16 protein-coding genes and 1 tRNA gene are annotated in these 23,481 nt (G+C 63.2%); 11 read left to right on the top strand and 6 right to left on the bottom strand.

Annotated elements, in window-relative coordinates:
- Genes ACRARG_RS06010 through ACRARG_RS05970 form a run of 9 tightly spaced genes read left to right on the top strand, consistent with a single transcriptional unit; the run spans position 1 to position 16,047 of the window.
- Positions 1–1,914, top strand: a complete 1,914-nt coding sequence (locus tag ACRARG_RS06010) for a S1C family serine protease (RefSeq protein WP_432689083.1) — start codon at positions 1–3, stop codon at positions 1,912–1,914.
- 21 nt (positions 1,915–1,935) lie between these two features.
- Positions 1,936–5,079: a virulence factor SrfB gene (locus ACRARG_RS06005; protein ID WP_432689082.1), complete on the top strand. Its 3,144-nt coding sequence runs from the start codon at positions 1,936–1,938 to the stop codon at positions 5,077–5,079.
- A 13-nt stretch (positions 5,080–5,092) separates the two neighbouring features.
- Positions 5,093–7,798: a virulence factor SrfC family protein gene (locus ACRARG_RS06000; RefSeq protein WP_432689081.1), complete on the top strand. Its 2,706-nt coding sequence runs from the start codon at positions 5,093–5,095 to the stop codon at positions 7,796–7,798.
- On the top strand, positions 7,798–8,853 hold the full coding sequence (locus ACRARG_RS05995; RefSeq protein WP_432689080.1) for a hypothetical protein: 1,056 nt from the start codon (positions 7,798–7,800) through the stop codon (positions 8,851–8,853). The genes ACRARG_RS06000 and ACRARG_RS05995 overlap by 1 nt, the downstream gene beginning before the upstream one ends.
- Positions 8,850–10,805 carry a vWA domain-containing protein gene (locus tag ACRARG_RS05990; RefSeq protein WP_432689079.1) on the top strand — a complete coding sequence of 652 codons (1,956 nt, stop codon included), beginning with the start codon at positions 8,850–8,852 and terminating at the stop codon, positions 10,803–10,805. The genes ACRARG_RS05995 and ACRARG_RS05990 overlap by 4 nt, the downstream gene beginning before the upstream one ends.
- Positions 10,802–11,578 carry an ABC transporter ATP-binding protein gene (locus tag ACRARG_RS05985; protein WP_432689078.1) on the top strand — a complete coding sequence of 259 codons (777 nt, stop codon included), beginning with the start codon at positions 10,802–10,804 and terminating at the stop codon, positions 11,576–11,578. Before ACRARG_RS05990 ends, ACRARG_RS05985 begins: the two co-directional genes overlap by 4 nt.
- The gene (locus ACRARG_RS05980) at positions 11,578–12,771 is read left to right on the top strand and encodes an ABC transporter permease (RefSeq protein ID WP_432689077.1); all 1,194 of its coding nucleotides are present in this window, start codon (positions 11,578–11,580) and stop codon (positions 12,769–12,771) included. The genes ACRARG_RS05985 and ACRARG_RS05980 overlap by 1 nt, the downstream gene beginning before the upstream one ends.
- Positions 12,771–14,351 (top strand): formylglycine-generating enzyme family protein, encoded by a 1,581-nt coding sequence (locus ACRARG_RS05975; RefSeq protein WP_432689076.1) that lies wholly within the window; start codon positions 12,771–12,773, stop codon positions 14,349–14,351. Before ACRARG_RS05980 ends, ACRARG_RS05975 begins: the two co-directional genes overlap by 1 nt.
- A gap of 37 nt (positions 14,352–14,388) precedes the next feature.
- The gene (locus tag ACRARG_RS05970; protein WP_432689075.1) at positions 14,389–16,047 is read left to right on the top strand and encodes a vWA domain-containing protein; all 1,659 of its coding nucleotides are present in this window, start codon (positions 14,389–14,391) and stop codon (positions 16,045–16,047) included.
- A 19-nt stretch (positions 16,048–16,066) separates the two neighbouring features.
- Here ACRARG_RS05970 and lipB read toward each other — a convergent pair whose 3' ends face one another.
- The gene (gene lipB, locus ACRARG_RS05965; protein ID WP_432689074.1) at positions 16,067–16,723 is read right to left on the bottom strand and encodes a lipoyl(octanoyl) transferase LipB; all 657 of its coding nucleotides are present in this window, start codon (positions 16,721–16,723) and stop codon (positions 16,067–16,069) included.
- Positions 16,724–16,903: 180 nt separating this feature from the next.
- Between lipB and ACRARG_RS05960 the strand changes: the two genes are divergently transcribed.
- A tRNA-Leu gene (locus ACRARG_RS05960) sits at positions 16,904–16,990 on the top strand.
- A 508-nt stretch (positions 16,991–17,498) separates the two neighbouring features.
- Positions 17,499–18,470: a UDP-glucuronic acid decarboxylase family protein gene (locus ACRARG_RS05955; RefSeq protein WP_432691324.1), complete on the top strand. Its 972-nt coding sequence runs from the start codon at positions 17,499–17,501 to the stop codon at positions 18,468–18,470.
- A gap of 27 nt (positions 18,471–18,497) precedes the next feature.
- On the opposite strand, the gene ACRARG_RS05950 is transcribed toward ACRARG_RS05955, so the two are convergent.
- The 5 genes from ACRARG_RS05950 to ACRARG_RS05930 form a co-directional block, all read right to left on the bottom strand.
- Positions 18,498–19,385, bottom strand: coding sequence for a hypothetical protein (locus tag ACRARG_RS05950; protein ID WP_432689073.1), 888 nt, complete (start codon positions 19,383–19,385; stop codon positions 18,498–18,500).
- Positions 19,386–19,557: 172 nt separating this feature from the next.
- On the bottom strand, positions 19,558–20,289 hold the full coding sequence (locus ACRARG_RS05945; protein WP_432689072.1) for a proteasome-type protease: 732 nt from the start codon (positions 20,287–20,289) through the stop codon (positions 19,558–19,560).
- Positions 20,290–20,298: 9 nt separating this feature from the next.
- Positions 20,299–21,102 carry a transglutaminase family protein gene (locus ACRARG_RS05940; RefSeq protein WP_432689071.1) on the bottom strand — a complete coding sequence of 268 codons (804 nt, stop codon included), beginning with the start codon at positions 21,100–21,102 and terminating at the stop codon, positions 20,299–20,301.
- On the bottom strand, positions 21,099–22,040 hold the full coding sequence (locus ACRARG_RS05935; RefSeq protein ID WP_432689070.1) for an alpha-E domain-containing protein: 942 nt from the start codon (positions 22,038–22,040) through the stop codon (positions 21,099–21,101). Before ACRARG_RS05935 ends, ACRARG_RS05940 begins: the two co-directional genes overlap by 4 nt.
- Positions 22,040–23,464, bottom strand: coding sequence for a circularly permuted type 2 ATP-grasp protein (locus tag ACRARG_RS05930; protein WP_432689069.1), 1,425 nt, complete (start codon positions 23,462–23,464; stop codon positions 22,040–22,042). Before ACRARG_RS05930 ends, ACRARG_RS05935 begins: the two co-directional genes overlap by 1 nt.
- Positions 23,465–23,481: the final 17 nt, after the last annotated feature.

Raw genomic sequence — 23,481 nt, 5'->3', positions numbered from 1 at the left:
ATGGCGGATCATTTTCTGACGAAATCTCAGGTCGATCTTTCAGACTGTCTGCCGGCGGGCGATGATCTGATTATCGAAAAATACGAAGCTCTGACCGACTATATTACCGAAGGGGCGGGCCCGTCCGTGGCCAGGCTTTTTGCCGAACCGCTGATCAGCCGGGGCAATGATGTGGCGGCGCCGACCATCGCCTGGTACAGCGATTTCGACGGTCAGGGCGTGCCCTTCAGCCATCTGGATTCCGAGGCGCGGGCCGATCTCTCCGATGTGCTGTCGCGGCGGCTGGCGGCGCTGCCCGATCTGATCAACGATACGCCCGAAGGTCAGCTGGTGGCGTCGGCGCTGCATACGCTGGGGCCGGACAGTGTCTGGTCGGTGGGCGGACGGCCGGTCATCCTGAACTGGGGCATGCTGCCCGAGGCGGCCCGCGGCGACGCCCGCGCGCGGGAGAAACATTATACGGCGGCTCTCGGGCGGTTCCTGCCCGGCGATGCGCCGCCGCTGCCCGGCGAGGGCGATGCGGCGGGATGGTCGGCGGGACGGGCCGGTGCGGTCGCCGCCGCCGGTGCCGCAACCGCTGCCGTTGCCGCAGGTCAGGCGGCTGCGTCGCCGTCGCGGGTGGTGCCGCCGGCCGCTGCGGCATCCGGTGCCAAAGCCGGGGCCGGTGGTGCAGGGGCAGGGGCAGACAGCGCGAACGTACCGCCGCCACCGCCGCCGCCCTCCGGGACGCCGCGCCGCGTGCCGGTCTATGCCTGGCTGCCTTTGGTGGTGCTGCTTGTGCTGTTTTCCGGCGTGCTGATCTGGCTCTTGCTGCCCGGCAACCGGATCGTCGCAGAGGCCCAGCCAGAACCGGCGATCACCGATGAGGCGGCCGTACGCATGGCCGACAGTGTCAACGAGGCCCTGCGCGCCCGTGTGGCCGAGCTGGAAAAAGGACTGGCCGGGGCGATCTGCGAGGCCGACGGGACCCTCGTCATGCCCGAGGGCGTCATGATCGAGGGCATGCTGCCGCCGCGCCCGGAAACGCCGATGCAGGCACAGAAGAAGCGTGTGACGGCGGTCGAACATTCGATCCTGCCCGCCGATCTGACACGGCTCCAGGCCGTCGCGTCGGCGGATGATGAATCCGTGCGTGACATGATCCGTGCCCGCACGGTTCTGGTCATGACCGAGACGCCCAATGGCATCGGGACGGGGACCGGCTTTGTCATCGCTCCCAATACCGTGCTGACCAACAATCACGTCGTGGACGGGGCGCGCCCTGGCAGCGTGAGCGTCACGAACAAGGAGCTGGGCAAGGCCACCATGGCCGATGTGGTCAAATCGAGCGGCGCTTTCGAGGTCTCGGGGTCGGATTTTGCGCTGCTGTCGGTGCCCGGTCTGAACCTGCCGGCCTTTCCCATCTATCTGGGCGATGTCGATCTGGAGCGGCAGGCCGTCTTTGCGGCCGGCTATCCGGGGGATGTGCTGCTGTCGGACAGCGAATTCACCGCGCTCAGGGCAGGGGACCGCGAGGCGGTGCCGACGCTGACCATTACGGATGGCAAGGTCCTGACCGAGGAAACCGTCGCGGCGACGACGCATGTGGTGGTGCATTCCGCCCCCATTTCTCAGGGCAATTCGGGTGGTCCGCTGGTTGATGCCTGTGGTCGCGTGGTCGGGGTCAATACCTTTGTGCGGCGCGGCACTCTGATGGATCAGAACTTTGCCCTGTCATCGCGCGATCTGCTGGGGTTTCTGGAGCAGACCCAGGCGGTTCCGACCGTTGTCAGCCAGGTCTGCAAGCCAGAGCTGCTGCGCCCGTCTGTCCGGACGGTGCAATCCGGCAGCGCACCCGCTCCGGAGACGCCGGCCCCCGGGGGCGCACCCTCCGCAAAACCCGGGCTGCCCGCCCTGGTCAAGCCCAAGCCCTGATTTACGGAGCGCAAGAAGCGAATGCCGAATACCAAGCTCGAACACCTGCGCAAGCTGATCCAGTGGCGGGAAGAGACGACGCTCGTGCCATTTTCCGGCATCCAGATGCTGGATTTCGGATTTTCCCTGCACGACATTGCCACCAAGCCGTCAAAATTTGTCGAACGCACCGTGAACTCCGGTGGCGAGGAGGTCGAGCGCACCCTTCTGCCCTATACCGGCAATGAGGAGATCGACAACAAGATCGACGAAGGCACATTGCCGGACGACGACAATTACGCCATTCGCCCGCATGCCGCGTTGGAGCCGTTTCTGGAGAAATGGGTGCCGGTGCCGGTTCTGCGGCTCAAGCCGGAACGCGGTGCGGACGGGTCCGAACGGTATGATGCGGGGCCGTCCAGTTGGGCCCGGATGCGCACCGTGGAACTGCCAGAGCCTGACCCGGTGACCGGGCATACGCACCGTGTCCAGCTGGCGCTCGAGACCTCGCTCATCGCGCAGAATTCCCCCAATCACTATGTCGCGCCAGAGCTGTCGGATGCCGAAAAGCCGCGCGAATTCCGGCTTGTCAGCGATCCCGCGCATATGGACTGGTTCCTGCGCCGGCTGGAGGTGGATGAGGATGGCAACGTCAATGACCTGCAGCTCTGGGTGTCGGACTGGCTCAAGGCCATTTTCCTGGCGTTCAAACGGGCCGAACGGCCGGGGCGGCGGATCCTTGAAGAAGACCTGCTGTACCAGTTCGAGCATTGGGCACGGTATCTGGCCTATCTCAAACTGATCACCACGGTCTGTCAGCCGCCCAAGATCCGCTTTGTCGATATCGTCTCCAAGGACGATCCGGTGACGCCTGTGGATGTCGATCTTGTGCTGGACGTGGGCAACAGTCGCAGCTGCGGTATCCTGATCGAACGGTTCCCGGGCGAGGCGCGCGTCGATCTGGCGCGGTCCTTTCCGCTGCAGGTGCGCGATCTGTCGCGTCCGGAATTCTATTACTCCGGCCTGTTCGAAAGTCGTGTCGAATTCGCCGAATTCCGGATGGGCGACGAACATTTCGCGTCGCGGTCCGGCCGGCGCAATGCGTTCCTCTGGCCGTCTTTCGTCCGTATCGGGCCAGAGGCCGTGTCGAAGGTGCAGCAGGAAGAGGGGACAGAGACCGCCTCCGGCCTGTCATCGCCGAAACGGTATCTGTGGGACGATGGGGCGACCCAGCAGGACTGGCGGTTCCACAATCATTTCGATCCGACGAACCTGCCGAAATCCGTCCGGTCGGCCATGCGGCACATGACCGAGAGCGGCGATGTCATCAAGCAGCTGCAATATGAGATCGAGCACCGCCTGCGGCCCGCCAAGGGCACCAATATGAATGGTGCGATCCGGCCGCGGTTCTCGCGGTCGTCGATGTTCGGGTTCATGCTGGCCGAGATTTTCGCCCATGCGCTGGTGCAGATCAATGATCCGGCGTCGCGGTCGCGGCGGCCGCAGTCGGATCTGCCGCGGCGTCTGAACCGAATTATCCTGTCGCTGCCAACGGCGACCTCGATGCAGGAACAGGCCATCATGCAGTCGCGTGCCTCGGGCGCGCTGCGGCTGGTCTGGTCCATGCTGGGGATCAAGGAAAAGGACAGTTCGATCGCGCAGCTGCCTGCGCTGAAGGTCGAATTCGACGAGGCGAGCTGTACGCAGCTGGTCTATCTTTACAGCGAGGTGACGCAGAAATTCGACGGTCGCATCGACCAGTTCCTGTCGCTGAAGGGGAAATTGCGCCCGCCGCCCGGTGGCGGCACGCCCGCGCCGTCGCTGCGCGTGGCCTGCATCGATATCGGGGGCGGGACGACCGACCTGATGATCACCACCTACCGCGGCGAATCCAACCGGGTGCTGCACCCCGAACAGAATTTCCGGGAAGGGTTCCGGCTTGCCGGGGACGATCTGGTCCAGCGGGTCATTTCCGGGATCATCCTGCCGTTGTTGCAACGGTCGATCGAAGCCGGCGGCGGACGGTATGTCGGCGAGAAATTCCGCGAGATTTTTGGCGGTGATGTCGGGGGGCAGGACCAGCAGACCGTGCAGAAACGCCGCGTCTTTGCGCTTCGGGTCCTTGTGCCGCTGGCAGAGGCGATCCTGGCGCATTGCGAAACCGCCGAGGAGTTCGACAGGTTCGATCTGAGCGTGGCGGAGGTCCTGGGACTGACGCCGACGCCTCAGGAGACGGAAGAGAGCAGCGACGAGGAGACGCCGCAGGACGATATCGCGCCGCCCCCCGCTGTCGATGCAGACACGACTGATTTCCTTGAAGCGCGGGCAGATGAACTGGGGGCGATCGGCTGGCGACTGGCCGATGTCATCCTGTCGACCAGCCGGGAAGATGTCGATGCGATCTCTCGCGAGACGTTCCAGAAGGTGCTGGGTAATATGTGCGAGGTGATCGACCACCTGGGCGTCGATATCGTTCTTCTGACGGGACGTCCGTCGCGCCTGCCTGCGGTACGGTCGATTGTGGAAGAGCTTCAGATCGTGCCGCCGCATCGCATGATCGCCATGCACAGCTACAAATGCGGGCGCTGGTATCCGTTCCGCGATCCGGTCACGCAGCGGATCGGCGATCCCAAATCGACCGTGGCGGTCGGGGGGATGCTGATCGCGCTGTCGGAAAACCGCATTCCCAACTTCAAGGTCTCGACCGATGCGTTCCGGATGCGCTCAACGGCGCGCTATATCGGCGAGATGGACAGCAATGGCCAGATCGTGAAGGACCGCGTGCTGTTTTCCGACATCGATCTGGACAAGGCGAAATCGGGCGGTGCGCAGATGGCGGAGGTGCAGATGTTTTCGCCCGTCCATATCGGCAGCCGTCAGCTGCCGCTGGAGCGGTGGACAACGACGCCTCTGTACCGGCTGGATTTCGCGAATTCCGGCGCGCAGCAGCGGCCGACCCCGATCCGGGTCATGCTGGAACGGGTGGAATCGGACGATGACGGTGGGGATGAGACGCAGAGCGCCGAACAGGTCCTGCGCCGGGAGGCCGTTCGCGAAGCCTTCCGGATCGAAGAAGTGGAAGATGGAAATCAGACGCCGATGAAACCGACAGATCTTGTCCTGCGCCTGCATACGCTGGGCTTTGAGGATGAGTATTGGATGGATTCCGGGGTCTTCCGGCTGTGATGGGGAAAGTAAGATGATCGATCAGGATGCCGTGAGCGCCCGTTGCCGCGATGTAGCGAACCTCTCTGCCCAGGCACTGGAGTGGATGTCCGATCCGGAAGCGGCGGAGATGGTAGGCCCTGACCGCAAGGGCCTGACCAAGATGCTGCGCCGGGCCCGCCGGCGGGCCGCAAAGCTGGGCAAATCGGCAGAAACCAAGGTCTCCGTCAGCGTCTTCGGGCCCAGCCAGGCGGGCAAGTCGTTCCTCGTGTCGGTGCTGGCACGGCCTTCGGATGGCCGGTTGGTGGCCGATTTTCCGGGGCCGGGCGGGGTTCTGGATTACCTGAACGAAATCAACCCGGCGGGGGACGGGGAATCGACCGGGCTCGTGACGCGCTTCACCATGAGCAAGGACGCCGCGCCGGACGGGTTCCCGATCAAGCTGCAACTGCTGAGCGAGGCGGATATCGCCCGCACGATCCTCAACAGTTTTTATATGGACGGCGACCAGTCGGAGGAACCGCCGTCGCCGGAGGACCTCGCGGCCCATTTCGACGCGTTCAAATCGCGGGCAGGTTCTGCCGGGGGCGGGCTGAGCGAGGACGATGTCTACGACATCTCCGAATATGTGGAATCGAACTTTAAGAAAACCGCTTACGCGGCTGCGCTGCGCGGGTTCTGGGACGACGCGGCGCAGCTGGTCCCGCGGCTGTCCCTCTCGGATCGGGCGCAGTTTCTGGCAATCCTCTGGGGGCATCATCAGGCTTTCAGCGACCTGTTCCTGCGCCTTGCGACCGCGAGCGGCAAGATCGACAATTCCGAGGTGGTGCATGTGCCGCTCGCCGCGCTGACACCGCGCGAGTCGTCGATCATCGACGTGGGCACGCTGCGTGACCTGCTGAACGACAACAGCACGGATATGCTTCAGGTGCGTACGCCTTCGGGCAAAACCGTGGACCTGCCGCGCGCCGTCGTCTGCGCGCTGGCGGCAGAGCTGGTGTTTCCGATGCAGACGCAGCCGTCGGAGTTTCTGGGAGAAACCGACCTGCTGGATTTCCCCGGCGCGCGGAACCGGTTCGATCAGCCGCTGAAAAAGACCCTCGCCGATCCGGAGAGCACAATCGCCGGGATCTTGCTGCGGGGTAAGGTGGCCTATCTCTTTGACCGCTATGTCGAAAATCAGGAAATCAGCTCCATGCTGCTGTGCGTTCCCGACAGCAATATGGACACGGTCGATCTGCCGAAGCTGGTCGAGAACTGGATCGCGCGCACCCATGGCGCCACGCCGGAGGAGCGGGCAAAAAACGACTGTATCCTGTTCTTTGTCCTGACCAAGTTTGACAAGCATCTGGGCAAGAGCGCCAGCGGCGCCAAACCGTCCGAACGGTTTCAGCGGCGGATGTATTTCTCGCTTCAGGAGAAGTTCGGCAAGGACGATCCCTGGGTCGACAACTGGACGCCAACGGCGCCGTTCCGGAACTGCTTCTGGTTGCGAAACCCGAACTTCCCGATGGAAGGGATGATCGAGTACGAAGGCGACCGCGAGGTGCGCATCCTTCCCAATATGGAGGAACGCGTCGAGGAACTGCGCGAGGGCTGTGTCACCGAACCTTCCGTCGTGAAGCATTTCTCCGATCCGGATGCGGCCTGGAAAGCGGCGCTGGCGATGAATGACGGCGGTGTCAGCTACCTGACCGATGCGCTGACCAAGGTCTGCACGCCGGATAACAAGATGAACCAGATTCAGGCTCAGATCGAAAAGACGGCTGCTGAGATGGGTGCGGCCCTGTCACCCTATTACGTATCCGACGATATCGAGAAACGCATTGAGGAGAAGCAGCTGGCGGCTGCCGATATTATCGACGGCATGGAGCTGACGCTGGAGAACCATCGCTTCGGGGCCTTTCTGAGGTCGCTGAGCGTCGACCAGGAAGTTATTCGCGACCAGATTGCGAATGTGCCCAGCCGCATTCGTATCTCCAGCGCAATTTCGACAGCGGCTGTGACAACATCGGCGCCGGGTGCACCGGTGGCGGCTGCTACGGCTGCGGCACGACCGGGGCGTCCCGGTCGACCGGGACGGCCGGGGCGCCCTGGTCGCCCTGACAGTCCGGCATCCGAGGCACCTCAGGAAAACGGCGATAGCACTGCCGCCGAGGAGCAGAATGGCATCCGCACGATGACGCTGACCAGTTTTCAGGCGGAACAGGCCATTCAGGTCTGGGCGGACCGGTTGAATGATCTGCGCGAAGACGAGGCGCAGCTGCGGATCTTCAATCTGACGCCTGCCTCTGCGTCCGATCTGGTCAGCGAATTGTTGCACGGGGTGCGGCGGACCGGCGTGACCAAGGCCATCATGGAGGAGCTGGACTCCATCAGCTTCGGCCATACCGTTGACAAGCAGGCGCCGCCCGCCGCGATCGTCTGTGCCGAGCGGATCAATGACTTCGTCAATACGCTGGGCTATTCCTCCGTCCCGGAAGCCGAACGGCCCGTTGCCACCGACGGCGCGGGGCTGGAACGGCCGATCTTCACCTCTCGGAAAGTCTTTGACGATGCCACGGCGCTGCCGGCGGTTCAGCGGGCCTCGGCTCAGGACAAATGGACGGACTGGGTGTTCGGCATGGAGGCCATGTTCGTCGAGAATGCCAAGGACAGCGGCGGTGGCTCGACCGTGAATATCGAGCTGAACGGCCGCATCGGTCGGATACTCAAGGAAATTGAGGGCGGGGCGGCGTGATGCAGATTGAGATCGAAGCAGATCGCGACCATCCGCGCGGCGGCTTTGCCCGCGTGAGCCTGATGCCGGCACCCGCGGCGGAGGGGCCGCTTGCGGTTGAGGTGAAGAACAGTTTCAACGGCCAGTTTCTGGGCGAGGATGGCTGGCAGCCGACGCGCGTGGCTTTTGGTCCCTATCCGCTCCAGTCGGATGAGGATGGCAGTTACCTGGTTCTCGGGCCCGAGATCGTCGATCAGATCGAGGAATATACCCAGCTGGAACTGATCATCGCCGGGTCCAGTGCCACGACGAGCTGGCCGGATGACATCGCCAAGGCGCCGGCCTCGGCGCGGCGCGGTGGTATTGCAAGCTTTTCGGCCCAGGGTCAGGAGAAGAAAGAAGACCGTCTGAAAGCGCCGGTTGTGGCGCCTCCGCCTCCACCTCCGCCTGGCCAAGGGATGGATGATCCGAAGACCGGAGGCGATGAGACGGCGGACGGTTCCGGTCAGGAGCCGGTCGAGGGAACTGACGAAACCGATGAAACCTCTGGCAAGTCCCGCAAGGCGATGTTTGCCGTGGGCGGCATCCTTCTTCTGCTGGCCGCGCTGGCGGCGGCCTATTTCCTGTTGTTCAAGCCCGAGCCGGAGCCGGAACCAACGCCGGAGCCTGAGCCGGTGGCCGCGGTGGAGCCCGCGCCGGACCCCTGCGGGGCGGAGGCGATCGAGGCCCTGCGCGGTGGCGCCTTTGCGGAAAGCCGTCAGGTGCTGGCGCAGTGCGGCGGGGCCGTGACCCCGGATATGGCTCTGTCGATTGTCGATGCGGCGGCCGAAGGCTCCGATGCCGAGGCGCTGACGCTATACGGCAAGCTCTATGACGGAACGGTGGAAGATGCCGATTTCGAAGCGGGCATCGGCCTGACCTTCCCGGCAGCGGATTATAGCGCTGCGGAATATTATTCGCGGGCTGTCGCGGCCGGCTCGACAGAGGCGGCGGGTCTGCTTGAGCAAACCTGTACCCGGCTGGCCGATGACACAGCGTCGCTGGCCCAGAATGCGCTGGAGGAATATTGTCCATGAGGTTTTCGATGATCCGCCCGCGCGTCCGTGCAGGGCTGCGGGTTATGGCGCTGGTGACTGTTGCGCTCGGGCTTGGCGGCGCGGGTGGGCCTGCGATGGCTCAGGACGTCCGGCCGATGCTGGTGGAGGGCAAGTCGACCGTCTATCAGCGTGTTCTGACCCGACCGGGGGCCAAGCTCTATTCCATGCCGAACGGCCCGGTGGAGGATATGATCCCGGCCTTTCAGCCGCTCTATGTGTTCGAACGCAGGGGGGAATGGATCAGCGCCGGACCGTCATCGACGCGGGTGCCGCAGGGATGGGTCAAACAGGACGAGGTGCTGCCCTGGAAGCAAAATATCGTTGGTGCCTTTACCAATTCCGCGGGACGCAAGCGCCAGCTCTTCTTTGATACCGACGCGAACCTGATGCAGCTGATGTCGGATGAGCGGCTGACGGCCACGCAGGACCGGATGCTGGCCGAGGCATCGGCCGGAATATCAGAAGGCAAAGGTGGCGTCGTGGCGGTCGAGCCTGAGGAATTCGTGAATATCCGCGACAACCTCTACATTATGCCGATCCTCGACTTTCGGCAGGAACTGTCGCCGATCAATTATGACACCGTCCTGATGATGGAACTGGCCTCGGTTCCGCTCAAGGTATCGGCGCCGCAGGTCCAGCAGGCGACGGGGCCTGCCAGCGATCCGTTTGATGTGGGCATTGTCTTTGTGCTCGACACGACGAAGTCGATGGACCGCTATATCGCGCGCACCCAGAAATCCCTGGCCAATGTGATTGCCCGGATCGAGGGCACCGATATCGGCGATCTGGTGAATTTCGGCGTCTGGGGCTTCCGGGACAATGTGGACGCGGCGCCGGGGCTGGAATATCGCACGAAGGAACTGGTGCCACTCACGCGGCGGGATGACCAGACGCCGGTTCTGGATGCGATCGGTCAGGCGACCAATGTCGCGACGGTCAGCTCGCCGGGGTTTAACGAGGACAGCCTCGCCGGTGTCGAGGATGCGATCGACAAGAGCGACTGGGCCCAGGGCGACAACCCGTTTAATGCGCGCTATGTCATCCTTGTGACGGATGCAGGACCGAAGGATCCGCGCGATCCCAATGCCCGGTCACAGATCGGCGCGGCGGAGCTTCAGCTGGATGCGGAAGGGCGGCAGATTGTTGTCATGACGCTGCATCTGGAAACGGATGCGGGCGGGTCGGCGAACCATAGCTATGCGGCGGATCAGTACCGGGCCCTGTCGCGCTTTGGCAATGGCACCTTCTATTTCCCGATCGAAAACGGCTCTGAAGAAGCGTTCGAGGATGTCGTGACCCGTCTGGTCACCGCGTTGACGGATCACGTTCATGTCGCGCGCGGCGAGGCGTCGAGCCTGACGGAAGAAGAGGCCGGCGAAGAGCTGGTGGAGCTGGGCCGCGCCATGCGGCTGGCCTATCTGGGCGATCAGAGCGGCACGGCCGCGCCCGATGTCATCCGGGGCTGGGTGTCGAACCGCGCGGTCGAGAACCCGCGCCGCCTGGCGATCGAGCCGCGGCTTCTGGTGACCAAAAACGAACTGGCCACCATGGCGGATCTGGTGCGGGCGCTGGTGCAGGCGGCCGAGTCGATCAGCAGCTCCGAGGATGCGGTGAACTTTCTCAGCGATGCGCGTGAGATCATTGCCCGCATGGCGCAGGATCCCAAAATGCTGGTTGATGCCGGGGCCACCGATCTGGGCGGGGCGCTGGAGTTCCTTGAGGACCTGCCATACCAGAGCCAGCTGATGCAGATGACGGAACAGCGCTGGACACAGAGCGCAATGTTCCGCAAGCCCGTGACCGATACGCTGTCACAGAAACTGACGCAGTATATGAAATGGCTGCGTGACCCGACGGTCTGGACGGCGCTGTGGGACGATTCTCCGGACGGGGAATATGTGTTTGCCATGCCGTTCGACATTCTGCCGTGACAGGGCCGGGCGCGCATAGTCCATCCGCGGATCCGGGGCTCTGCCTGCAGGCGGACAGCCTTGCCGTCACCCTGCGGTCGCCGGAGCGGAGCTTTCGCCTGGAAATCGAGGGGCTGAGGCTTGTCGCGGGCGAAGCGACCGGCCTGACCGGGGGGAGCGGCACCGGCAAGACGCTTCTGCTGGAGCTGCTGGGCCTGCTGCGACGCCCGGACCGGGGGGCACAATATCAGGCGCGCACCGCCGAGGGGGTGATCGATCTGGCCGCAGCCTGGGACAGTCGCGCGGCCCGGTCTGATCTGACGGCGCTGCGCGGTATGCTCTTTGGCTTCGTGCCGCAGGCGGGGGGGCTTCTGCCATTCCTCACCGTGTTGGAAAATGTCACGCTGGGCCAGAAGATTACGGGCCGGGAGGACGCGGAGCATGCCGCCGCTCTGATGGAGCGGCTGGGTATCGCGCCCCTGGCCGCGCTCTATCCTGGATCGCTGTCGATCGGTCAGCGGCAGCGGGTGGCCATCGCCCGGGCCCTGGCACACCGTCCGCCTTTTGTCATTGCAGACGAGCCGACGGCGGCGCTGGACCCCGATACGGCGGCAGAGGCGATGTCGCTGCTGGTGGGCGCGGCGCGGGATGACGGCGCGGCGCTTCTGGTCTCTTCGCATGATCTGGGGCTGCTGGACCGGTTTCCGCTCCGGCGGCTGCACCTGAGCGTGCCCGTTGTCACGCCGGAGGCCGTCGTGAGCCGGCTGTCCGAACTGCAACCGGATGCCGCGTGATGCTGGTGGTGCACCTGGCCCTGCGCGATCTGCTGCGCGAACGGATCCAGTTGATCTGCAATGCGGCAGTTATTGCCGGGGTTCTGGTTCCGCTGATGGTTCTTTTCGGCGTCAAGAACGGGGTCTATGACGCGCTGATCGGCCGATTGCTGAGCGATCCGGCCAATCTTCAGATCGACACATCCGGCAATCTGTCCTTTTCGACCGAGGATGCGGCCGAGGTCGCGGGCTGGGCGGAAAGCGGGTTCGTGACGCTGAAAACCCGCAGCTTGTTCGATTTTGTGAATGTGCGTGCTGTGGAGGGCGGGCCTTTGCGCGATGCCGTCATCTCTCCCTCCGGGCCGGGCGATCCGTTTCTGCCCGAAGGCACGCAGCTGGGCGGAGAGGATGTAGCGCTCAGCTTTCAGCTGGCGCGGCAGCTTGAGCTGTCGGAGGGCGACGAGGTTCTGCTGGTCACACAGTCGGACATGCCCAAGCAGCTGGTGTTCCGGATGACCGTCGCGGCGATTGTTCCGGCAGACCGGCTGACGGGGCGGTCGGTGCTGGCCGGGATCGACAAGATGGACCTGATCGAGGCGTTCTACGACGGGTTCGCGCTGCCCGAGTATGGCGTGACGGCGGGCCGGCCGCTGTCGTCCCGCGTGCCGGCCTTTGAGGGCATCCGGGCCTATGCCCGGACGCTGGAAGACCTGGCCCCGCTGCAGGACCGGATCGAGGCGCGGTTCGGTGTCTCGACAGAGGCGCGGACGCGGCAGGTTCAGGCCACGCTCAGCCTGGGGCGGAACCTCAATCTCGCGCTGCTGCTGACGGCGGTGGTGGCCAGTCTGGGGCTGGCAGCGGCGCTGCTGTTCGGGTTCTGGGGCGCGGTCCAGCGCAAGGCCCGGGTCATGGCGATGCTGTCGCTGATGGGGATCGGGGGGAACCGGCTGTCGCTTTTTCCCATCACACAGGCGGTGACATCGGCATTGGTGGCGCTGGCGGCGTCTTTTGTCCTGCTTGGGCTGGCAAGTCTGGCCATCACGGCGATGTTCGAATCCGGTCTGACCGAGGGCTCGCTGGTGAGCCTGACGGCGGGGCAGATCGTGACCATCGTGGTGGCGGTGCTGGTCTTTGTCGTGGCCACGTCGCTCGCCGCGGCCCGGGCGGCACAGAAGATCGACCCGGCCGCCATCCTGCGGGAGGAGGGGAGCTGATGCGCCTGCTGTCTCCTGCCTTCGTCGGGGCCGCCGCTTTGGCTGTCCTGTCCACGACATCGGTTTTCGCGCAGGAAGCTCCGGCTGAGATCAGCTGGCCGGACAAGATGATTGACCCCGCCGCAGAGGCCGGCGCGCCTGCGGATCTGATGCTGCCGATGCCCTGCGGGGCCGGCATGGCATTTCAGCGGGTCGACATCCCGGTCGACTCCGCCGATCCGCTGTCGGACATGCGGGTGCGGCTTGGCCAGTCCAATCCGGACACCGGGTTTTCGGATTATCTGCGGACCGAATTCCTGCGCGGGCCTTTTGTCGATGAAGCGCAGGCGCAGACCTATTTCTATATTGCACGGTATGAATTGTCGGTCGGTCAGTACCGGGCCCTGAGCGGCGATTGCGCGGCTCCGTCGGGGCCGGACCGTCTGGCCAAAGGCGGGCTCAGCTGGTTCGACGCCGTGGCCCTGTCGCGAGACTATTCCGAATGGCTGATCGCCAATGCCGCCGAGGCGCTGCCCAGCCAGGGCGGGCGGCGCGGGTTCGTCCGGCTGCCCACTGAAACGGAATGGGAATTTGCGACCCGGGGCGGATCACGGATCGATCCGGCGCGCTATCCGGGCCGGCGGTTTTTTGAAGAGGGCGAACTGGCGGATTATGCCCTGTTCGCGGATGGCCGGCGCGGGGCACCGGGGCCTATCGGGATCCGCAAAGCCAATCCGCTTGGCCTGTTCGATGTCTACGGAAATGCCGAAGAGCTGATGCTGGAGCCGTTCCGCATGAATGCCCTGGGGCGGCAACATGGCCAGGCCGGCGGGCTGGTGACGCGGGGCGGATCGCTGGACGCGTCGGAGGCGCAGATTTATTCGGCCCAGCGAACGGAATACCCGATGTATTCTCCGGGGGGCTCTCAGGCGCTGGCGGGCGACTATTTCGGCGTTCGTTTGGTGCTGTCGACACATGTCGTGTCGGAAGAAGTCTTTGACACCCTTCAGCAAAGCTGGATCGCTCAGTCCGAAGAGGGCAATGCGGCGACCGGCGATGCGATGACGCAGCTGACCGCTTTGGTGAAGTCAGAGCTGGACCCGCGCCGCCAGACGGCGCTGAGCGGCGTCCAGCTTCAGTTTCGCCGCGCGCAGGAAGACGCCAGCCTTGCGCAGGTGGAAAGTGCGCGCGCCACGATGCTGAGCGTCGGCGCCTTTATGGATGTGTTGCGCAAGGACGCCGGTGAGATCGACCGCCTGCAGCGCTACAATCTGGAACTGGCGGACCGGATCCGGATCAGTTCGGGGCAGGAGAGGGGAGTTCTGCTGTCGACCATGCGGCAGTCCGTCGACAGTATTACCGGGCTGCGCGGCGTGCAGGAAACCTATCTGCTGGTCCTGCGGACGGCGCTGACGACGCTGGCCTCTGACATTACGCCCGATCAGCTGCAGTCGGCCTATGACGGGCTGGTGCAGCGATTGGAAAATGCCAAGCAGAGCGTGGTTGTCGCGCAGGTGAATTCTGCCTGGCAGCTGCTGGATAAGTTCAAATCGGCGCCCGATATCGGGCAGCCGGAACTGCTGACGCTGGTCCTGGGCTGAGCGGAGGGTAGGGGAATATGGGACAAGGGGACAAGAAGTGAGCGGAAACCTGATCGCCACGACCAGTTCTGAAGGGATGAAGCCGCTGGGCTCTCAGGCCCAGAGGTCATTCGAACTGATACAATCCGTCGTGTCCTCCCGTTTCGGAGAGGATCACGCAGCCCTGTTTTCGGAACCCGTCAGCACGGATTTCGGGGATCAGACCGACTGGTACGCCGAACGCGAGGGCCGGATCGAAAAGCTCTCGGATCTGAGCGAGGAGGAGCAGGCAGAGCTTCGCGCCACGCTGGAACGGCTGGTCGGCGATATCCGGGCCGGCGCGACAGAGCTGTCGGCAAGTTCGGAGATGGACGATCAGCGCCTGTCCGAAGCGCTGATGAATGCGGTCGAGGTCCCGGACGAATCCGCAATCTACGCGGTGCGCGGGCCGGAGGGGCTCTCTCCGGTTCTGGTCAACTGGGCCCGGGTCGCGGATGTTCAGGCGCCGGTCCGTGGCGTTCTGTCGGGCCAGTCGCGTGCCTCCCAGAAGGCCGCTGCGGGGGCTGCGGCCGCTGCCGCGACCGCTTCTGTCGCCGGGGCAGGGGCGGATGCTGCGGAGGCGGAGGCGTTGCGCGACAGGCCGGGTATATTGCGGCGGTTCGCGGGGCTTTTCATCGGGCTGGGCTGGCTGCTTCTGGCTGCCATCTGTACCGCCATTCTGGTGTTGATGATTGAACCCTGCCGCCTGAACCTGCCGATACTGGGGTCGTGGTGCCCCGTCGCGGTGATCGAGCCTGAACCGGAGCCGGCCCTGTCGGAATCCAATGTGTTGCGGAACCGGATCGCTCAGCTTGAACGTCAGATCGCCATCGCGGACCGCGTCTGTCAGCCGGAGATCGAGGAAAAGGCCGAGATCGTGCCGCCCGTTGTGCCGCCCGCCGCGCCGCCCGCCCTGCCGCCGATCCCCGAGATGACGCCGTCGCAGACGGCCCAGCTCTGCGGGCCCGACGGGCTTGCCTTGCAGACGGAGGAGCTTGTGATCCTCGTCGATGCCTCTGGCAGTATGGAATTGCCGGCGGATTTCCCCCCGGGTCTGGGAGAGCGCTATTATTCGGTGGCGGAGCAGATGCAGTCTGCTTCGAGCAGTTATGAGAAAAACCGGCTCGGTCGGGAGTTGGACCTGCTGGTGTCGCAGCTGGAGCGGGTTCCGGGCCCGGACCGGATGTGGCGGACGCGCGATGTGCTGTCACAGACCGTGCAGCGGGCACCGGCAAACATCGGGATCTCGATGCTGGTGTTTGAAAATTGCGGACGCGTACGCGATGCCGGGTCCTATGGACCGGCACAGCGTGGTCAGCTGCAGAATGCCATCAATTCCCTGCGGCCGGTCGGACGGACAGCGCTGGCCGAGGCGATCCGGCAGGCGGGCGGGAAGATCCGCGGTGGCCGGTCCGTCGAACAGCCCGCAAACGTTCTGCTTATTTCGGACGGGCTCGACAATTGCAGCGGCGATCCCTGCGCCGCGGCGCAGCAGCTGAAGCGGCAGCGCCCGGGTGTTTCGGTGAATATCCTCGACCTCGGGCGCAGCTCTGCGCTGCGCTGCGTGGCCGATGCAACCGGCGGATTTTACGTTCAGGCCGATCAGGTCGGCCGGACCGATCTGGCCACGGTTGTACGCGAAGCAGCCGGGTTCGAAGGGCGCGGGCTCTGCCGTTAGGCGCGGCTGGCCATCGCCCTTAGGCGGGGTCGGGGAAGACCTGTCCGAATGTCTGGGCCAGCGCGACATCCAGATCCTGCATGGTGACCGGCAGTCCCAGATCGACCAGGCTGGTCACACCGTGACCGGAGATCCCGCAGGGGACGATCCCGTCGTAATGTGACAGGTCGGGTTCCACATTGATGGAAATGCCGTGAAAGCTGATCCAGCGCCGCAGGCGAATGCCGATGGCTGCGATCTTGTCCTCTCGCGGCGTGCCGTCCGGCAGGCGGTGCAGGTCCGGACGGTTGACCCAGACACCGACGCGGCCATCGCGGATCTCGCCCCGGATATTGAACGTGGCGAGCGTTTCGATCACCCAACGTTCGAGGTCCTGCACAAACCGGCGTACGTCCCGGCCGCGACCGCGCAGGTCCAGCATCACATAGACAACCCGCTGGCCCGGTCCGTGATAGGTGTATTGCCCGCCCCGGCCGGTGGCAAAGACCGGGAATTTGTCCGGCGCGGTGAGGTCAGCCGGTCTGGCGGAGGTGCCTGCGGTATAAAGCGGCGGATGCTCGACCAGCCAGATCGCCTCGCGGGCTGTGCCGGCATAGATGGCTGCCGCACGGTCTTCCATGCGGGCCACCGCGTCTTCATATCCGGTCAGGCCCGGTGTGACGATCCATTCCGGCATCGGCGGCTCCGTGTGCTTTGTGTCTGCTCCGGGAGATATTCCCGGTTCGCCCGTTCCGCAATGGGGGAGGCCCGTCGCATCGGGACGCTGGAGAATTTCCCGCAAAGCGCGCCGGGACGTACATTTTCCGCTTCACATTGGTTCAGCGCGTCGCTATACGCCCGCTACCAACATGACAGTGCGGTCGTGGCGGAATTGGTAGACGCGCAGCGTTGAGGTCGCTGTTCCTTAACCGGAGTGGAAGTTCGAGTCTTCTCGACCGCACCAACTTACTTTCGCAAAGCGAAAGTAAGACGCCGATTTCCACGCAGAAACAAGCGGCAGCGGTTTTGGAAAAACCGCGAGAGCTGTCACGGTTCGAGCTCTGTCCGCTCGGTCGCACCACAACACTTTCCGCAGGAAAGTGATTGCACTCCGATCAGCAGACCAGAGCGGCAGCGGTTTCGGAGAAACCGCGAGAGCTGTCACGGTTCGAGCTCTGTCCGCTCGGTCGCACCAAATATCCCCATTTTCGATATGATTTTGCAGGATATTTTATGCCGGTAATTTTCCAGCCCGCCGGTGAGCCCGGCCAGCTTTTCAACGAAATCTTGCAGGCCCGAAACCCGCCAGCGCGTGGATTAATTCGGCCTGGTTCAAGGACGATAGGAGCGGATCTTGCAAAGCCGATCCGTTTGCATAACCCGGGGCAGGGCGGTAGGGTCCACTGCGGTCCGGCCCATGCCTGAACAGGTGAGGGACCGTAACACCATCAGCCCGTGGCAGGAGAACGACCATCGCAAGACTACGCGAAAGCCGCTTACGCATCCTGGTGACCGGAGGCGCGGGGTTTCTTGGATCCCATCTGATCGACCGGCTGTTGGCAGAGGGGCATGACGTGCTCTGCGTCGACAATCTATTTACCGGAAGCAAGCAGAATATCGAACATCTGAACCTGCATCCCAGGTTCGAATTCATGCGCCACGATGTGACATTCCCGCTCTATGTCGAAGTGGACGAGATCTATAATCTGGCCTGCCCTGCCTCGCCGTTTCACTATCAGCATGATCCGGTTCAGACGACGAAAACCAGCGTGCACGGCGCCATCAATATGCTTGGGCTGGCCAAACGGCTGCGCTGCCGGATACTTCAGGCGTCCACCAGCGAAGTGTACGGCGATCCGGCACAGCATCCTCAGACGGAAAGTTATTGGGGGAACGTGAATCCCATCGGCCCCCGGTCCTGCTACGACGAGGGCAAGCGCTGTGCGGAGACCCTGTTTTTCGACTACCACCGGCAGCATGACCTGCAGATCAAGGTGGCCCGTATCTTCAATACCTACGGCCCACGGATGCACCATGCCGATGGCCGGGTGGTCTCCAATTTTGTCGTTCAGGCCCTCAAGGGCGACCCCTTGACCATCTATGGCGACGGTCAGCAAAGCAGGTCCTTCTGTTATGTTGACGATCTGATAGACGGTCTGATCCGGCTGATGCGCAGCGACGACAGCGTCACCGGGCCGGTGAACCTTGGAAATCCCGAAGAATTCACGATCAAGGAACTGGCGGAAAAAATCATTTCCCGGACAGGCGCGGCCTCTGGTTTGATCCGGTCGCCCAGCCCGGTGGACGATCCGATGCAACGGCGGCCCGATATCAGCCTGGCGGGGTCGCTGCTGGGATGGCGTCCGGAGGTCCGGCTGGACGATGGTCTGGACCGGACCATCGCCTATTTCCGCAGCCGTATGGACGAGATCCTGGCGATCTGACCAACCGGCCGGCGGACCGGTCGGGCTTTAGTCCGCTCCGGCGCGGGCGTAGAGCGCCGCGATGTCGGGGTAGTCCTTGTACGTGCCGCCCGCAAAATGCAGCATCACCCCGGCATTGGTGGCGCGGGGCCATGTCACCTTGATCCGGGTCAGATCGTCGCCTTCAAGTGCAAAGGAATAGAGGGTCGTCGCCGGGGGATTTGTGATCGCGATATCGGTCGGGCTGAGGATGTTCAGGTTCAGGTCCGGGTTGATTGCAAAGTAGCAGCGGAAAAAGTCCTGATCATGCCAGCCGAAGCCAAAGTCGTTTGTGTCCTTGTTCGCATTGAACGGCTCTGACAGCATGAAGCCGGTCCATGCCTGCAGCAGGTCCATGAAAGGCCCGCGTTCGGCCAGAAAAAAGCCGGTGCAGACTTCGGGCTTGATCCGGGAAATCAGCAGGTCGCTGATCTGACCGGCATCCACGGCCTTTTGCAGGCGCCGGACGCAATGATGGGCGATGGTGGGCAGCAGAGATTGCGATACGGTGACCTGTCCGGGGCGATGCAGGGCCAGCAGCCGGGACATGCCCGCGACCATAAGCGAGTCCGGATCGGCGTAGATGTAAAGCGGCCCCTCCGGCATCTGTTCGAGGGCCCACTGCAGGAAAAACGGTTTCGCCACCTTGCCGAGGGCATGCGCATTCGAGGCAATCGACCCGTTAAGCCGATCCAGGACATCATCGGGCAGGATATCCACGCGTATGTCCATGCCGGTCAGCTGCGCTATGGCCGGATCGGACAGATGGTCGGAGACGACAACAAATTCCAGCGCCGCGTCGATATCCCAGAACGCCCGGAATGACCGGACCATGACCGAAATCAAGGGCACCTGATCGTCATTCCCGTTGGTGATTACCACGACTTTGTCCGTCATACTGATGTGCGCCTTTGTCTCTTGTATGTCTGATCCGGGCGGCGATCTGTTTCTGCTGCACCTCCGGGCCACGGCTCCTGCCGCGCGCAGACCCTAACGCCGGCCCGGGCGAAGGGAAAGCGGTGCCCTCAGCGGATGTGGCATCGAAAGCTGCGGCCGCGAAGGGACGGGCTCAGCCCTCAAACACCGGAAGGCTCTGCAGGGCCGATTTCAGCGCATCGCCCCAGCCTTGCGAGACGGTCTCGAAATAGGGGTCGTCCTTTTCGATCCGGCCATGGGTGCCGACCTTGAAGCTGTCCGTCTCATAGAAATGGTAATCGAAGGGCAGGCCGACCGTCAGGTTGGCTTTCAGCGTCGAGTCAAAGCTCACCAGAAGCAGGCGCATCGCCTCGGCAAAGCTCATGCCCTTCTCATAGGCGCGCACGAGGATCGGGCGGCCGTATTTCATTTCACCGATCTGGAAAAAGGGCGTGTCCTCTCCGGCTTCGATGAAATTGCCTTCGGGGTAGATCAGGAAAAGCCGGACCGGGCCGCCCTTGATCTGACCGCCAAGGATGACCGTGGCGTTGAAGGCCGAAGACGCCTCCTGTCCGGCCTGATCATGTTCGCGGATCACGTCGCGCAACGTGTCTGCCACGATGCGGGCGGTCTGGAACATGGAGGGTGCGGAGAGCAGGGAGGGCTTGCGGTCGTCCGGCGCCTTGGAGCGTTCGTCCAGCAGGCTGACCACGGCCTGTGTGGTGGCAAGGTTGCCCGCGGTCATCAGGGTGATGGAGCGTTCGCCCTCCACCTCCCAATGATGCATCTTGCGGAAGGTCGAAATATTATCGAGCCCCGCATTGGTGCGGGTGTCGGACATGAAAACCAGTCCGCGGTCCAGAACCATCCCGACGCAATAGGTCATTTCCGCCTGCTACTGCTGTGCAACCTCGATCTGAACAGAGAGGGATTCTGCCTCTCCGCCCATTCGTGTTCCAGTTACAGGGGCGGCGTCCGAATAGTCCAGACCCGTTGCTACACGAACATATCTTGGATCGGGACAGATGCCGTTCGACACGTCGAAGCCGACCCATCCGATATTGTCCAGATAGACCTCTGCCCAGGCGTGCATGGCGTCCTGTTCGATGGTGTCATCCATCATCAGATAGCCCGAGACATAGCGGGCGGGCAGGTCCAGTTCGCGGGCGCAGGCGATGAAGATATGGGCATGGTCCTGGCAGACGCCCTTGCCCTCCGTCAGCGCTTCTTCGGCGGACCAGGTGGGTTCGGAGGCGCCAACCTCATAGCTCACCGTTTCGCCGATGATCGCCATCAGCGAATGCATGCGGGCGATGGAGGTCTCGCCCTCCGCCTGACGGGCCAGTTTCTTGATGCCCGAACCAGCACGGGTGCGCTTGGTCGGACGTTTGAAAAGCCACAGCGGCGCAGGGCCCAGATGTTTGCCGGTCACGCCATTGGTGTCGGTCACCTCGACCTCGCCATGAGAGGTGATCGACAGCTCTGTCGTGCCGCGGTCATAGGTGATCATCTCAACCGTGTTGAGGAAATGATCCTCAAACGACAGCTGGCGAATTCCGCCGGTGATATCGGTCTGCCAGTTCAACACCTTCTGGGCGTCGCGGGACTTGGGCGTTTCGCGCAGCTGCTGCATGCCGAAAAAAACCGGCTCATCAAAGGTGTAGTGGGTCGTATGACGTATCTTCAGGCGCATGGTCATTCATAGAATCGGTAATCGATTTCGATCTGACGTCCTAGCTCACCCAGTTTGATCAGAACATCCTGAATATACTCGTGCAGACCTTCTTCGAAAACCGCCTCGATATCGTGGTTTTTCAGCCGCGCCGCCAGTGTCTCTGCCAGCCCCATGCTGTCGGGCGTGGTACCATAACTCTGGTTCAGATGGCCGAGGTTCAACCGGATCTTTTCCACGCAGAAGGACAGGGAGCGTGGCATGCGCCCGTCGAGAATGAGGAAATAGGCGATGTCGCGCGGGTCATAATCATTGCCATAAGCCATCCGGAAGCCGCCACGGGCAGAGACGGAGCGCAGGATCGTTTCCCATTGCACATTGTCGATGGAGGACCCAACCGACCGCACGGAGGGCAGCAGCACGTAATATTTCGTATCGAGGATCCGGGCGGTGTTGTCGGCGCGTTCGAGGAAGGTGCCGATGCGCGCGAAATTGTAGATATCGTTGCGCAGCATGGTGCCATGGGTGGCGCCCCGGACCAGGGCGGCGCGCTGACGGATCGTGCCGAGGATATTGGGCAGATCACGTTCCGACACCTTGCGGGCCAGCAGGTCGCGGGTCTTCATGTAGCTGCCGTTCATCGCCTCCCAGACGTCATGGGTCAGGGCGGTTCTCACCATGCGGGCGTTCTGGCGCGCACCAGCGATGGAGGTCATGACGGAGGAAAAATTCTCCTTGGACCGCAGCATCCAGTCGATGGCGGTTTCCTTGGTGATCTCTTCCTCGGTCGCCTCGAACCCGCCGAGGACACCGGCGGTTTCAAGGATGGATTTCCATTCGCCGTCGGCCGGTCCAAGCCGGGTAAGGGCCATACGCTGGCCGGTTTCGACGAGGCGGGCGGTATTCTCGGCGCGTTCCAGATAGCGGTACATCCAGAACAGGCCATTTGCAGTCTTGCCGAGCATCAGTCCTCCAGAACCCATGTATCCTTAGTGCCGCCACCCTGCGAGGAGTTGACGACGAGCGAGCCCTTCTTCAGCGCGACGCGCGTCAGGCCGCCGGGGGTGATATTGATCCCCTCCGGGCTGACCAGCACGAAGGGCCGGAGGTCGACATGGCGGGGCGAGAGGCCCTTCTGGCTGAACACGGGCACGGTCGACAGCGCCAGCGTGGGCTGGGCGATGTAATTGCCGGGCTTGGCTTCCAGCTTCTTGCGGAATTCGGCGATGTCCTTCTTGGTCGCGGTCGGGCCGATCAGCATGCCGTAGCCGCCAGAGCCGTGCACCTCTTTGACGACAAGGTCCTTGAGGTTGTCGAGCACATAGGCCAGCGCGTCCTTTTCCGAACAGCGCCAGGTCGGCACGTTTTCCAGAAGGGCCTTTTCGCCGGTGTAGAACTCAACAATCTCAGGCATATAGCTGTAGATTGCCTTGTCGTCCGCGATGCCGGTGCCGGGGGCATTGGCAATGGTGACGCCGCCCGCACGGTAGACATCCATGATGCCCGGCACGCCAAGCGCGCTTTCGGGATTGAAGTTCAGCGGGTCGAGGAAATCGTCGTCCACACGGCGGTAGATGACATCGACAGGCTTGTAGCCTTCGGTCGAGCGCATGGCGACGCGGCCGTCGATCACCCGCAGGTCATGCCCTTCGACCAGTTCGACGCCCATCTGATCGGCAAGGAAGCTGTGTTCGAAATAGGCGGAGTTGAAGATGCCGGGCGTCAGCACCGCGACCGTCGGGTTGGACCCGGCGATATCGGGGGCGCAGGCGGCGAGAGAGCGGTGCAGGTCGGAAGGGTAGGTTTCCACCCGTTTCACCCGGTTGCGGGCAAACAATTCGGGGAACATCTGCAGCATCGTCTCCCGGTTTTCCAGCATGTAGCTGACACCGGAGGGCGTTCTGGCGTTGTCCTCTAGGACATAGAACTGGTTGTCATCGGTACGGACGAGGTCGATCCCGACGATATGGGTATAGACGCCACCCGGCGGGTTCACCCCGATCATATGGGGCAGGAAGGCCTCGTTCTGGGCGATCATATGCTCGGGCAGGCGGCCTGCCTTCACGATCTCCTGCTTATGATAGATGTCATAGAGGAACATGTTGATCGCGCGGACGCGCTGTTCGATCCCCTTGGACAGGCGCTGCCATTCAAGGCCGGAGATGATCCGCGGCACGATGTCAAAAGGGATGAGCCTCTCCTCTGCGGCGGCCTGCCCGTAGACATTAAAGGTGATGCCGGTCAGGCGGAAGAGGTCCTCCGCCTCCCGTTGCTTGGCGCGCAGGTCCTTGGGCTGTTCGCCGTCAAACCATTGTTTGAAAAGCTCATATGGCTGTCGGAGCGTATCGGACCGGCCATACATTTCGTCGAAGATTCGATTCTCATCCATGAGCAAAGCCTAGAGCG

Source organism: Pseudooceanicola profundi (genome assembly GCF_050897955.1).
Classification (GTDB): Bacteria; Pseudomonadota; Alphaproteobacteria; order Rhodobacterales; family Rhodobacteraceae; genus Pseudooceanicola.
This window is presented reverse-complemented; position numbering and strand designations above follow the sequence as displayed.

Coding starts and splice junctions, on each gene's coding strand:
- ACRARG_RS06010 (WP_432689083.1), top strand. CDS start 1: ATGGCGGATCATTTTCTGACGAAATCTCAGGTCGATCTTTCAGACTGT.
- ACRARG_RS06005 (WP_432689082.1), top strand. CDS start 1,936: ATGCCGAATACCAAGCTCGAACACCTGCGCAAGCTGATCCAGTGGCGG.
- ACRARG_RS06000 (WP_432689081.1), top strand. CDS start 5,093: ATGATCGATCAGGATGCCGTGAGCGCCCGTTGCCGCGATGTAGCGAAC.
- ACRARG_RS05995 (WP_432689080.1), top strand. CDS start 7,798: ATGCAGATTGAGATCGAAGCAGATCGCGACCATCCGCGCGGCGGCTTT.
- ACRARG_RS05990 (WP_432689079.1), top strand. CDS start 8,850: ATGAGGTTTTCGATGATCCGCCCGCGCGTCCGTGCAGGGCTGCGGGTT.
- ACRARG_RS05980 (WP_432689077.1), top strand. CDS start 11,578: ATGCTGGTGGTGCACCTGGCCCTGCGCGATCTGCTGCGCGAACGGATC.
- ACRARG_RS05975 (WP_432689076.1), top strand. CDS start 12,771: ATGCGCCTGCTGTCTCCTGCCTTCGTCGGGGCCGCCGCTTTGGCTGTC.
- lipB (WP_432689074.1), bottom strand. CDS start 16,723: ATGCCGGAATGGATCGTCACACCGGGCCTGACCGGATATGAAGACGCG.
- ACRARG_RS05950 (WP_432689073.1), bottom strand. CDS start 19,385: ATGACGGACAAAGTCGTGGTAATCACCAACGGGAATGACGATCAGGTG.
- ACRARG_RS05945 (WP_432689072.1), bottom strand. CDS start 20,289: ATGACCTATTGCGTCGGGATGGTTCTGGACCGCGGACTGGTTTTCATG.
- ACRARG_RS05940 (WP_432689071.1), bottom strand. CDS start 21,102: ATGACCATGCGCCTGAAGATACGTCATACGACCCACTACACCTTTGAT.
- ACRARG_RS05935 (WP_432689070.1), bottom strand. CDS start 22,040: ATGCTCGGCAAGACTGCAAATGGCCTGTTCTGGATGTACCGCTATCTG.
- ACRARG_RS05930 (WP_432689069.1), bottom strand. CDS start 23,464: ATGGATGAGAATCGAATCTTCGACGAAATGTATGGCCGGTCCGATACG.